Origin of the sequence: Lysobacter sp. Root604 (assembly GCF_001427505.1) — a bacterium.
GTDB lineage: Bacteria > Pseudomonadota > Gammaproteobacteria > Xanthomonadales > Xanthomonadaceae > Lysobacter.
Genome location: NZ_LMGS01000001.1, coordinates 608,826 through 620,535, shown reverse-complemented (window position 1 = coordinate 620,535; position 11,710 = coordinate 608,826). Strand labels below are relative to the sequence as shown.

The following is an 11,710-nucleotide window of genomic DNA, read 5'->3' as shown; positions in this document are numbered from 1 at the left end:
CCTGCCCGATTCCGCCGGAGGCGCCGCGCCCCGGCGACAGGAAGATCCGATGAAACAACTCTGGGCGACCAAACACCCGCACGCCGCACACGCCGATGCCGAAGGCCTGAGCCTGCACCGCACGCTCGGCCCCTGGGGCCTGACCGCGCTGGGCATCGGCGCGGTGATCGGCGGCGGCATCTTCGTGATCACCGGCCAGGCCGCGGCCGACCACGCCGGCCCGGCGATCATGCTGTCGTTCGTACTGGCGGCGATCTGCTGCACCTTCTGCGCCCTGGCCTACGCCGAGTTCGCGGCGATGGTGCCGGTATCCGGCAGCGCCTATTCCTACACCTACGCCACCCTGGGCGAGCTGGCGGCCTGGTTCATCGGCTGGATGCTGGTCTTGGAGTACGGCGTCTCGGCCTCGGCGGTCGCGGTCAGTTGGACCGGCTACTTCCTCAGCCTGCTCGAGCATTTCGGCATACACCTGCCGACCGCCCTGGTCAGCGCGCCGCTGGACGCGCAGCTACGCCCGACCGGCGCGATCGCCAACCTGCCCGCTGCGGCCATCGTGCTACTGCTGACCTGGCTGTGCTACGTCGGCATCCGCAAGTCCTCGGCCATGAACATGGCCATGGTGGTGCTCAAGACCGGCCTGATCCTGCTGGTGATCGTCGCCGGCTGGAAGTACGTGGACCCGGCCAACTGGCATCCGTTCATCCCCGAGAACCAGGGCCCGGGCAAGTACGGTTTCGAAGGCGTGCTGCGCGGCGCGGCGCTGGTGTTCTTCGCCTACATCGGCTTCGAGGCGGTGTCGGTGGCCGCGCAGGAATCGCACAAGCCGCAGCGCGACCTGCCGATCGGCATGCTGCTGTCGCTGGCGATCTGCACCGTGCTCTACATCGCCATGGCCGCGATCATGACCGGCCTGGTGCCCTACACCCTGCTGGGCACCGACGAGCCGGTGGTGACCGCGGTGGCCGCGCATCCGCAACTGGGCTGGCTGCGGGTGGTGGTGGAGATCGGCGCCCTGATCGGCCTGTCCTCGGTGGTGCTGGTGATGATCATCGGCCAACCGCGCATCTTCATGATCATGGGCCGCGACGGCCTGCTGCCGCCGGTGTTCACCAAGATCCATCCGGTCTACCGCACCCCGCACATCAACACCGTGATCACCGGCATCGGCATCGCCGTGCTGGCCGCGCTATTCCCGCTGGACGTGCTGGGCGAGCTGACCTCGATGGGCACCCTGATCGCGTTCGCCGCGGTCTGCGCCGGCGTGCTGATCCTGCGCCGCACCCAGCCCGACCTGCCGCGCCCGTTCAAGATCCCGTTCGCTTGGGTGATCTGTCTGGCCGGCATCTTCAGCTGCCTGGCGCTGCTGTCGACCATGACCGCGCACAACTGGTTCCTGATGGCGGTCTGGACCGCGATCGGCTTCCTGATCTACTTCCTGTACGGCATCCGCCACAGCCGCCTGCGCGCGGCCTCGGGGCGCTGAGCCCGGCCACGGTCCCCGGCGGGCGGCCCAGGCCGCCTGCCGCCCGACCGGAACGCTGCGTCGCCGTCCGCGGATACGCCGCCGGCACGCAGAGTTTGTAAACTGGCGGCATGAGCACCGCCCTGCCCTACGACCCGCAACGCCTGGCCCATTGCGCCGGCGAAATCATCGTCAACGTGCGCGAGCTGTCCGCGCGCGGTTGGACGCCCGCGACCAGCAGCAATTTCTCGCGCCGGATCGATGCCCAGCACGCCGCCATCACGGTCTCCGGCCGCGACAAGGGCCGTCTGACCGAGGCCGACATCATGGTCGTGGACCTGGAAGGCGCGCCGGTCGCCACCAGCCACCGGCCCTCGGCCGAGACCCTGCTGCACACCCAGCTCTACAAGCGCTATCCCGAGATCGGCTGCGTGCTGCACACCCATTCGCAAACCCAGACCGTGGCCTCGCGCCTGTACGCCGGCTTGGGCCATGTGCATCTGGAGGGCTACGAGCTGTTGAAGGCCTTCACCGGCAACACCACGCACGAGACCAGCCTGGAACTGCCGGTGCTGCCCAACACCCAGGACATGCACACCCTCGCCGCCCAGGTCGACGCCCTGCTCGACCAGCAGGCGATGTGGGGCTATCTGATCGACGGCCACGGCCTGTACGCCTGGGGCCGCGATATGCCCGAGGCGAGGCGCCATCTGGAGGCGTTCGAGTTCCTGCTCGGATGCGAACTGGAATTGAGGAGACTGCAGCGATGAGCCGCCTGCGCATATTCGACGAAGACGACACCGTCAGCCCGCGCCTGAGCACCAGCGATCGCACCGAGATGGCGCGCGAGCTGGGCAAGATCGGGGTCGGTTTCGAGCAATGGCAGGCCAGCCGCCCGGTCCAGCCCGGCGATGCGCCGGACGCGATCATGGACGCCTACCGCGCCGACATCGACCGCCTGGTCGCCGAGCGCGGCTTCAAGAGCGTGGACGTGGTCAGCATCGCGCCGGACAACCCGCAGCGCGAGGCCATGCGCGACAAGTTCCTCGACGAGCACTATCACAAGGAAGACGAGGTCCGCTTCTTCGTCGCCGGCTCCGGCCTGTTCACCCTGCACGTCGATACCGGCGTGTACGAGATCAAGTGCGAACAAGGCGACCTGATCTCGGTGCCCGACAGCACCCTGCATTGGTTCGACATGGGCCCGGAGCCCAGCTTCGTCGCGATCCGTTTCTTCACCGAGCCGGACGGCTGGGTCGGCCATTTCACCGGCACCGACATCGCCCGGCGCTTCCCGCGCTACGAGAAGGGCCAGGCGGCCTGAAGCCGGGCGCCGCCGCGCTCAGCTCAGGCGTTCGACCGCGAGCACGGCGGTTTCGACCAGCGGGCTGAAGCGCTGCAGATCGCGTACGTCGTCCAGGGCCCACCACGGGCCCGGGCTGCGGATGTGCAGGCGGATGTTGGCCGCCCCCACCCCGGACGGCAGGATCCTGATGAGCACCTTGCCGTTGAGGGTGCCGCCGCCACCGCTCAGGCGCACATCGTTGCCTTCCACGATGGTCCTGTTGGCCGTGTTGTCGGCGATCGCCACGATGAATTCGATGGACATGCGCACTCCGCGATCGGGCCTGGGGCGGCCCGCTTACCTGCTAGAACGCCGCCGGCGGCGATGCGTGAACCGCCGCATCTTTGCCTAGGCGGCGCCGGGAGGCGACAATCCCAGGTCCCCGCCGCGACGCCCCGCCATGCCCATCCGCGCCATCCTCACCGACATCGAAGGCACCACCAGCAGCATCTCGTTCGTGAAGGACGTGCTGTTCCCGTACGCGCGCCGCGCCCTGCCCGGCTTCGTCAAAGCGCGCGGTCGCGAGCCGGCGGTGCGCAAATGGCTGGACGCGGTCGCGGCCGAGAGCGGCGGAGTATGCCAGGACGAGATGATCGTCGAGGTGCTGCAGGGCTGGATCGACGAGGACCGCAAGCACACCGCGCTCAAGGCGCTGCAGGGCATGGTCTGGGCCGACGGCTACCAGGGCGCCGATTTCACCGCCCACATCTACTCCGACGCCGCGCTCGCGCTGCGCGCCTGGCACGCGGCCGGCCTGCCGCTGTACGTGTATTCCTCCGGCAGCGTGCCGGCGCAGCGGCTGTTCTTCGGCCACAGCGACGACGGCGACCTGACCGGGCTGATCTCGGGCTGGTTCGACACCGAGATCGGCGGCAAGCGCGAAGCCGCCAGCTACGCGCGCATCGCCGAGTCGATCGGCCTGCCGGCGGGCGAGATCCTGTTTCTGTCCGACGTGGTCGAGGAAGTCGATGCCGCCCGCGAGGCCGGCCTGTCGACGGTGCTGATCGACCGTTTGGAAGACTACCCGCAGCCGCGCGAGGGCGAGGCGGCGCATGGACATGCGCGGCTGACCTCGTTCGCGCAGGTCGAGGTGTAGGCGGCGCGATTTGGCGCCACCGGATCGGCGCTGTTGAATAGCGCGCGTGGGGCCATCGCGCGCTCTGCAGGTCGCGAATCGCGGCTTACGCCGCTCCCACAGAAAGCCCGCGCGCGACAGACTACGGCCCATGTCCGACCGGCCCCGCCCAAGTAGGGATCGCGAGCCAGCGAAGGACATCTTTGCGAGAGCCCCTCCGCCTCCAAGGGCGCAAGGTGCATGCCATAAGCGATGAGACCGCGTAGGCGATGAAGACCGCGAACGCCTACCTGCCGGTCCCTGTGGGAGCGACGTAAGCCGCGATTTCCCCAACAACGCCAGCAATCCGACCGTCCCACCGCCTATCGCCCCACCCTCGCCACCCCGGGTAGGAGCGGCGTAAGCCGCGACCGCGCCACCGCAAACGCGACGAACGCCGCCTCCGAGCGCGAGGGTTGGAGTGCACGCGGGCAGGCGCGATGACGACGGCGATCGCGGATTCGCGGTCGCCGATTCGCGGTCGCGGCTTACGCCGCTCCTACCCCAAGGCGGATCGTCGCGTTATAGGCGGCTTACGTTGCGCACGCGCACTTCCGCGCTCTCCACGCCGTGCGCGTCCGCCGCCTGGCGACGGATGCGCTGCAGCACTTCGGCGGGATCGAACGGCGTCGTCGGGGCGTAGTCCAGGGTGCACTGGCCCCAGACGATGAAACGTCCGCCGACCAGGATTTCGTAATCGGCGAAGTAGTAGTAATGCGCGCTCATGGCGATACCGACCCGCCCGGCTCAGGTACCCACGTGCACGCCATGGCCGCATTCGGCGCAGCCCAGGTGTTCCAGCGCGATGGCCAGCGCCAGGGTGTAGCTCTGCGCGGAGTAGCCGTGCACGCGCGCCAGGCAGGCGCCGCCGCAGGAGGCCAGCGAAGGCTCGGGCTTGGCCATATCGTCGTCGTGGACCTCGATGTAGGGCATTTCCAAGGCTTCCAACGCGCGGCGCAGGCGCTCGCTGGCCGGCGCGCAGGCGCCAGGGTCGAACAGCAGCAGTTCGACGCCGTCGGAACGCAGGCCGCACAAACCTTCGACCAGTTCGGCCTCGCTGCGGCAGCTGCGCAGGGCGATGGTCTTGCCGGCGTCGGCCGCGGACTCGGCCAGGCGCGCGCGCACCGCGTCGGGCACGCGCGCATTGGCGCCGGCATGAGGGGAGTCGGGACCGCGCAAGATCACGATGGACACGTTGTCGCTCGCTGCGCGCTCGGGGCGGCGCGCTTGCGAGCACTGTAGGCGCGCGCGGCGTAAAGCCTCCATGTCGCGGCGGCGGCACGGGCGTAACCGCCGCGTAAATTCGCGCGCGCCGATGGCGTGCGTTCAGGCCGGCCGCTCAGCCGTGGATCTTTTCGCCGCGCTCCAGCATCGCCACCAGCTTCTCGATCCGGGCCGCGCGCGTCTCCGGCTTCTTCGCCGTCGCGACCCGCCACAGCACCGCATAGCGGTTAGTGCGGTCGAGCTGCTCGAAGAACCGTTGCGCCTTGGCCTTCTTCTTCAGCGCCGCGGCCAGATCCTCGGGCACCTCGATGGTACGCGCCGACGCGTAGGCGCCCTGCCAGCGCCCGTCGGCCTGGGCCGCCTCGACTTCGCGCAGCCCGCCCGCACGCATGCGCCCGGCCGCGATCAAGGCTTCGATCTTGCCGATGTTGATCTTCGACCAGATGCTGCGCGGCCGCCGCGGGGTGAAGCGCTGCAGGAAATAGCGTTCGTCGCAGCTGCGCTTAAGGCCGTCGATCCAGCCGTGACATAAGGCCACGTCCAGCGCTTCCGGATACGACACCGAGACCACGCCCTGGTTCTTCTTGGCGATCTTCAGCCACAGCCCCGGCGCGTCGGCGTGCGCTTCCAGCCAGCGCTCCCAGGCCGCAGCGTCGGGGAAAAGTTCGATCGGCAGATCGGTCGGCAGTTCGACGGGCATGCGGCTATTCCTTCGCATCCTGCAGGCGGTAAACGGTCTGCGCGCGCTGCTCGCCCTGCCAGGGATCGAGCACGCGCACCTCGATGCGGTGCTCGCCCACCGCCAGGTCGGTCGGCAAGCTGCCGCGCCACAGGTGCGCGGAGGGTTCGGCCTCGGGTGAACGATCGTAGCCGCGCAGACTCGCGGCCTCGTCGTCGCGCGCGTTCTCGGCCAGCAGCGCCGGGTCCTGCTTCGGAATCCGCCGCATCGGCGCCCAGGCGCCGTCGTCGATGCGGAACTCGACCTGGCTGTCGTCCTGGCCCATGTAAACGTTGGCGTACACGCCGAAGGCCGGATAGGCGCCGCGGCGCAGCGTGCGCGGCGCATGCAGCGACATCGCCTGGGTCGAGGCGGCCATCGCCTGCAGGCGCGCGGGATGCCAGCTCAGGCGGTAGGCGCCGTCCACGCTCACGCCCAGGCGCGCGTAGCCGTTCGGGGTGCCGTCGGCCATGGTCGCGGCGGGAATGCCCTGGGCGTCCTTGATGCCGGACCAGAACGCGCCGCAGGCGGCGCCGACGTTGTATTCGTGCAGGGGCGCGGCGCCGTGCCAACCGTCCTGGGCGTCGTGGTAGACGTGACGCTGGATGTGGCCGTGGCCGCTGAGCAGCAGTACGCGCGGGAAGTCGCGCAGCAGCGCGAAAAGGCGCTCGCGGTCGCTGCGGCGGAAGGTCTCGCGGCCGGGCGCGGCGTCGAAGAACGGGATATGCACGCCGATCACCAGCAGGCGGTCCTTGCGCGCGCCGGCCAGGTAGCGCTCGAGGAAGGCGAACTGATCCTCGCGCAGGCCGCCGATGTAGTCCGGCTTCTGGCCGGGCTGGTAGACCACGTCGTCCAGCATCACGAACGAGGCCGCGTGCTCTTCCCAGGCGTAAGTGTCGGGGCCGAACACGTGGCGATAGCTCAACAGCGAGTCTTCGTCGCGGCCGGCGTCGAAATCGAGATCGTGATTGCCGGGCGCGTGCAGCCAGGGCACGCCGAGTTCGGCGGTGGCGCGGTTCAGCGCCGGATACAGCGAGAGGTCGTCGTTGACGATGTCGCCCAGGCTCAGGCCGAGGTCGGCGATCGCGTCGGCGCCTTTGCGCTGCGCCAGCAGCGGTTCGACGATGTCGCGGCGGTAGTAGTCGACGTCGGTGGCGGTCTTGGGCTGGGGATCGGCGAACACCAGCACGTCCAGCGACGCGTTCGCGGGCGTGGCCTCGCGGGTCAGGGCGTAGTCGCGGCAGCTCGGGAAAGCCGCGGGGATGCCGCCGTACTTGAGCTTGGGGCCCGGCTCGCGCTGCACGTTGAAGCTGAAGTCGGGCAAGCCGTTGCCGCGACGGCCGACGCGGTAGCCCGGCGGCTTGATCACGAAACTGGTGCGGCCGTCGATCGCGGGCAGGTGATAGTGGCCGTGGGCGTCGCTGACGACAAGCTCGACGCCATCGGACACGCGAATATTCGGCAGACCCGGCTCGCTGTCGTCGCGGCTGCCATTGCCGTTGCGGTCTTCGTAGACGATGCCGCTGTTGCACGGCGGCGGCAGCGCCAGCGCGCGGGCCGGGGCGATCAGGGCCAGTGCGAGGACACAGGCGGTGACGGATGGGCGCATGGCGGGCTCCGGGCGGGGGCCCCATTATGCGGCGCTGAGTTACCGATCCATGTGCCGGAGCGCACGAGTGCGCGCCGTCGCTTCCTGTGGGAGCGGCGTGAGCCGCGATGCGCGACAACACGTCAACCGACGCGGCTCCAGGCCGGCGTTCTCTCGGTAGGTCGCGGCTCTCGTCGCATGCCGAAGGTCGAATCGCGGCTTACGCCGCTCCCACAGACAGCAGGAACCCAGGGGCGCGAAAACCTGCTCAGGCCGGCTCGGAACCCCGATGCGGCTGGCCGTGGCGCGACTTCAGCACCGCCACCGCGTCGTCCAGCGACAGGCCGCGCGCGCGCAGCAACACCAGCAGGTGGTAGAGCAGATCCGCGGCCTCGCCGCACAGCGCCGCATCGTCCTCGACCACGCCGGCCAGGGCGGTCTCCACGCCCTCCTCGCCCACCTTCTGGGCGATGCTGCGGCGGCCCTGTTCGAACAGGCGCGTGGTGTAGCTACCGGCCGGGCGCTCGCGTTCGCGGCGCGCGACCAGACGGTCTAGCTCGGCCAGGAAATCGTCGGGCGCGTGCTCGAAGCAGCTGTCGCGGCCGAGGTGGCAAGTCGGCCCCTGCGGGCGGGCCTGCACCAGCAAGGTGTCGCCGTCGCAATCGGTTTCGATCGCCAGCAAGTGCAGCACGTTGCCCGAGGTCTCGCCCTTGGTCCACAGCCGTTGCCGGCTGCGGCTGTAGAAGGTGACGTGGCCGTTGGCCAGGGTCTGGGCCAGGGCTGCGCGATTCATGTAGCCCAGCATCAGCACGCGCAGGGTCGCGGCGTCCTGCACGATCGCCGGCAGCAGGCCGTCCTGCTTGTCCCAGGACAGCGCTTCGACGGAAAAATCCGCCCACGGGCGCGCGGCCGCGCCGCTGGATTCAATGGACATCGCGTACCTCGACGCCTTGTGCGCGCAGTTCGCGCTTGAGCTCGGGGATGCGGATCGCGCCGGAATGGAACACGCTGGCCGCGAGTGCGGCGTCGGCATCGGCGTCGCGGAATACCTCGGTGAAATGCGCGATCTCGCCGGCGCCGCCGGATGCGACCAGCGGCACTTCGCAGCGCGCGCGCACCGCCGCCAGCTGTTCCAGGTCGTAGCCGCGCCGCACGCCGTCGCTGCCCATGCAATTGAGCACGATCTCGCCGGCGCCGCGCTCCTGCGCCTCGACCACCCAGTCCAAGGTGCGCCGCGCCAGCGCCCGGGTGCGCTCGGGATCGCCGGTGTACTGGCGCACGCGCCATTGCCCGTCCTCGTCGCGCAGGCTGTCGATGCCGACCACCACGCATTGCACGCCGAAGGCATCGGCGATCTCGCCGATCAGCGCCGGACGTTCCAGTGCGGGCGTATTGATCGAAATCTTGTCGGCGCCGGCGCTGAGCACCGCGCGCGCGTCCTCGACGCTGCGGATGCCGCCGGCCACGCAGAACGGGATGTCGATGGTGCGCGCCACCCGTTCCACCCAGTCGCGGTCCACGCTGCGGCCCTGCGGGCTGGCGGTGATGTCGTAGAACACCAGCTCGTCGGCACCCTCGTCGCGATAGCGCAAGGCCAGTTCGACGATATCGCCCATGTCGACGTGATCGCGAAAGCGCACGCCCTTGACGACGCGACCCTCGCGCACGTCCAGACAGGGGACGATGCGGCGGCTCAGCATCGTTGCGCCTTGTGCAGGGCTTCGCCGAGGCCGAAGCGGCCTTCGATCAGGGCCTTGCCCAGCACCGCGCCGCGACAGCCGGCTTCGTGCGCGGCGACGATGTCGGCGATATCGCGGATGCCGCCGGACGCCTGCACCTGCATCTCCGGTGCGATCGAGCGCACGTGCCGATACAGGTCCAGGTTCGGCCCCTGCATGGTGCCGTCGCGGGACACGTCGGTGCACAGCAGATGGCGCACGCCGACGTTGGCGAAGTGCTCCAGCATCGGTTCCAGCTGGGCGCCGCTGTCCTCGGTCCAGCCGGCGACCGGCAGACGCCAGTGGCCGGTGCTGGATTGGCGCGCGTCCAGGGCGACGGTGATGCGGTCGGCGCCGTAGCGCTGCAGCCAGTCGCCGACGCGGTCGGGTTCGCGCACCGCCAGCGAACCGACCACGACGCGGTCGGCGCCCGCGTCGAGGATGGCCTCGATGTCGGCCTCGCTGCGCACGCCGCCGCCGGTCTGCACGCGCATCCAACTCGTGGTGGTGATCGCGCGCAGCAGCGGCGCCAGGGTGTAGCCGCCGTAGCGGGCGGCGTCCAGATCGACCAGGTGCAGCCAGCGCGCGCCGGTGTCGGCGTAGCGCTTGGCCATGGTCAGGGGTTCTTCGTCGTAGGCGGTTTCCTGTTCGTAGTCGCCTTGGCGCAGGCGCACCACGCGGCCGGCGCGCACGTCGATGGCCGGGTACAGCGTGCAGTTGTTCATACCGGCACCCCGTCGAGGAAATTGCGCAGCAGACGCGCGCCCACCGCCGCCGAACGCTCGGGGTGGAATTGCGCGCCGTAGCGGTTGCCGCGCCCGACCACGGCCGAGAACGGCACGCCGTGTTCGCTCGCGGCCAGCGTGTCGGGGCCTACCGGCACCGCATAGCTGTGCACGAAGTAAGCGCGGTCGCCGTCGGCGATGCCGTCCAGCAGGGGCGACGGACGTCGCCGTTCCAATGCATTCCATCCCATGTGCGGCACGCGAACTCCCTGGCGCGGTTGCAGTTTGCCGATGCGTCCGGGCAACAGCCCCAGACACTCCACGTCGCCTTCCTCGGACGACTCGAACAGCAGCTGCATGCCCAGACAGATCCCGAGCAGCGGCTGACGCAGCGCCCGGATGGTGTCGACCAAACCGAGCTCACGCAGCCGCGCCATCGCTGGCGCCGCCGCCCCGACCCCCGGCAGGATCACGCGCTCGGCCGTACGGATCGTGGCGGGGTCGGCGCTCAGTACTGCGTACGCACCCAACCGCTCCAGTGCATAACGCACCGAGCCGATGTTCCCCCCACCCATGTCGATCAGTACGACGCCCGTCACGAAAAACCTCTTGCTCGTGCTACCGCCGACCACGCTGGGATCGGCTCAACTATCGCGATTCCGGACGCAAAGCGGACTTGCGACCGCCGCGCCGGCGCTGACTACACATTTCTGAACGACGCCGAGTGCCCTTAAAGCGTGCCCTTGGTGCTGGGCAGCCCGTGGCCCTCGCGCCGGATCGCCTGGCGCAGTGCGCGCGCGACCGCTTTGAAACATGCCTCCACTTTGTGGTGGTCGTTTTCGCCCTGGACGTTCAGATTCAAGTTCAGGCCGGCCGTCTCGCACAGGGAACGGAAGAAGTGCGGCACCAGTTCGGTCGGCATGTCGCCCACGCGCTCGCGCGCGAACGCGCCCTCGAACACGAAGTAAGGCCGGCCGGAGAAATCCAGCGCCGCCGTGGCCAGGCTTTCGTCCATCGGCAGCACGAAGCCGTAGCGGCCGATGCCGCGCTTGTCGCCCAGGGCCGCGCGCAGCGCCTGCCCCAGCGCCAGCGCGCTGTCCTCGATGGTGTGATGCTCATCGATGTGCAGATCGCCCTGGCACTTGAGCTCGAGCGCGAAGCCGCCGTGCTTGCCCAACTGCTCCAGCATGTGATCGAAGAAGCCCAGGCCGGTGGACACGCTGGGATCGGCCTCGCGGTCCAGGTCCACGCCGACCTCGATGCGGGTCTCGCGGGTGTTGCGCTGGATGCGCGCGGTACGCGGCGCGTCGGCCAGCGCGTGGGCGATGCCCGCCCAATCCCACTCGCCGCCGAAGCTATCGGTGCGCAGTTGGAAGCCGCGGACGCCGAGGTTGCGCGCGAACGCGATGTCGGTGTCGCGGTCGCCGACCATGGCCGTGCGCGTCCAGTCGATGCCGCGATCCTTCAGCAGCGGCAGGGCCAGGCCGATCGCCGGCTTGCGCGTGGGCGCGTTGTCGGCCGGCAGGCTGGTGTCGATCAGGACGTCGCGGAACACGATGCCCTGGCTGGCGAACACCTGCAGCATCAGCGCGTGCGGGCCCTCGAAGTCCTCGCGCGGGAACGCCTCGCTGCCCAGGCCGTCCTGGTTGCTGATCATCACGAACTGATAGCCGGCATCGCGCAGGCGCAGCATCGCCGGAATCACGCCGTCGACGAAACGCAGCTTGGCGTAGCTGTCGATCTGGAAATCCTCGGGCTCGGCGATCAGGGTGCCGTCGCGGTCGACGAACAAAAGCGGGGTCTGGCTCATAGGGAC

At 69.4% G+C, this 11,710-nt stretch carries 14 protein-coding genes; 4 read left to right on the top strand and 10 right to left on the bottom strand.

Going from position 1 to position 11,710, the window contains the following annotated elements; all coding sequences use genetic code 11:
• Window positions 1-49: 49 nt before the first annotated feature.
• The 3 genes from ASD69_RS02990 (at window position 50) to ASD69_RS02980 (ending at window position 2,786) form a co-directional block, all read left to right on the top strand.
• On the top strand, window positions 50-1,483 hold the full coding sequence (locus ASD69_RS02990) for an amino acid permease (protein WP_056173824.1): 1,434 nt from the start codon (window positions 50-52) through the stop codon (window positions 1,481-1,483).
• Window positions 1,484-1,593: 110 nt separating this feature from the next.
• Window positions 1,594-2,232 (top strand): methylthioribulose 1-phosphate dehydratase, encoded by a 639-nt coding sequence (locus ASD69_RS02985; RefSeq protein ID WP_056173822.1) that lies wholly within the window; start codon window positions 1,594-1,596, stop codon window positions 2,230-2,232.
• Window positions 2,229-2,786: an acireductone dioxygenase gene (locus ASD69_RS02980; RefSeq protein WP_056173819.1), complete on the top strand. Its 558-nt coding sequence runs from the start codon at window positions 2,229-2,231 to the stop codon at window positions 2,784-2,786. Before ASD69_RS02985 ends, ASD69_RS02980 begins: the two co-directional genes overlap by 4 nt.
• A gap of 18 nt (window positions 2,787-2,804) precedes the next feature.
• Here the strand turns inward: ASD69_RS02980 and ASD69_RS02975 are convergent, their stop codons facing one another.
• Entirely contained in the window at window positions 2,805-3,071 is a 267-nt protein-coding gene (locus ASD69_RS02975) for a hypothetical protein (protein ID WP_056173816.1), read from the bottom strand.
• Between the two features lie 136 nt (window positions 3,072-3,207).
• Here ASD69_RS02975 and mtnC point away from each other — a divergent pair, with 136 nt between their 5' ends.
• A complete protein-coding gene (mtnC, locus tag ASD69_RS02970) occupies window positions 3,208-3,903 on the top strand; it encodes an acireductone synthase (protein ID WP_056173813.1) in 696 nt (231 codons plus the stop codon).
• Between the two features lie 540 nt (window positions 3,904-4,443).
• Here the strand turns inward: mtnC and ASD69_RS02965 are convergent.
• The 9 genes from ASD69_RS02965 to hisB form a co-directional block, all read right to left on the bottom strand.
• Window positions 4,444-4,647 carry a hypothetical protein gene (locus ASD69_RS02965; RefSeq protein WP_056173811.1) on the bottom strand — a complete coding sequence of 68 codons (204 nt, stop codon included), beginning with the start codon at window positions 4,645-4,647 and terminating at the stop codon, window positions 4,444-4,446.
• Window positions 4,648-4,668: 21 nt separating this feature from the next.
• Entirely contained in the window at window positions 4,669-5,115 is a 447-nt protein-coding gene (locus tag ASD69_RS02960; protein ID WP_082576350.1) for a type II 3-dehydroquinate dehydratase, read from the bottom strand.
• A gap of 145 nt (window positions 5,116-5,260) precedes the next feature.
• Window positions 5,261-5,845 (bottom strand): YdeI/OmpD-associated family protein, encoded by a 585-nt coding sequence (locus tag ASD69_RS02955; protein ID WP_056173809.1) that lies wholly within the window; start codon window positions 5,843-5,845, stop codon window positions 5,261-5,263.
• Between the two features lie 4 nt (window positions 5,846-5,849).
• On the bottom strand, window positions 5,850-7,472 hold the full coding sequence (locus ASD69_RS02950; RefSeq protein ID WP_056173806.1) for a calcineurin-like phosphoesterase family protein: 1,623 nt from the start codon (window positions 7,470-7,472) through the stop codon (window positions 5,850-5,852).
• 247 nt (window positions 7,473-7,719) lie between these two features.
• Window positions 7,720-8,385: a bifunctional phosphoribosyl-AMP cyclohydrolase/phosphoribosyl-ATP diphosphatase HisIE gene (hisIE, locus tag ASD69_RS02945; protein WP_056173803.1), complete on the bottom strand. Its 666-nt coding sequence runs from the start codon at window positions 8,383-8,385 to the stop codon at window positions 7,720-7,722.
• A complete protein-coding gene (gene hisF / locus ASD69_RS02940) occupies window positions 8,375-9,151 on the bottom strand; it encodes an imidazole glycerol phosphate synthase subunit HisF (RefSeq protein WP_056173800.1) in 777 nt (258 codons plus the stop codon). Before hisF ends, hisIE begins: the two co-directional genes overlap by 11 nt.
• Window positions 9,145-9,894 carry a 1-(5-phosphoribosyl)-5-[(5-phosphoribosylamino)methylideneamino]imidazole-4-carboxamide isomerase gene (hisA, locus tag ASD69_RS02935; RefSeq protein WP_056173796.1) on the bottom strand — a complete coding sequence of 250 codons (750 nt, stop codon included), beginning with the start codon at window positions 9,892-9,894 and terminating at the stop codon, window positions 9,145-9,147. The genes hisF and hisA overlap by 7 nt, the downstream gene beginning before the upstream one ends.
• The gene (gene hisH, locus ASD69_RS02930) at window positions 9,891-10,493 is read right to left on the bottom strand and encodes an imidazole glycerol phosphate synthase subunit HisH (protein WP_056176464.1); all 603 of its coding nucleotides are present in this window, start codon (window positions 10,491-10,493) and stop codon (window positions 9,891-9,893) included. The genes hisA and hisH overlap by 4 nt, the downstream gene beginning before the upstream one ends.
• Window positions 10,494-10,624: 131 nt before the next feature.
• On the bottom strand, window positions 10,625-11,704 hold the full coding sequence (gene hisB / locus ASD69_RS02925; protein ID WP_056173793.1) for a bifunctional histidinol-phosphatase/imidazoleglycerol-phosphate dehydratase HisB: 1,080 nt from the start codon (window positions 11,702-11,704) through the stop codon (window positions 10,625-10,627).
• Window positions 11,705-11,710 lie beyond the last annotated feature (6 nt).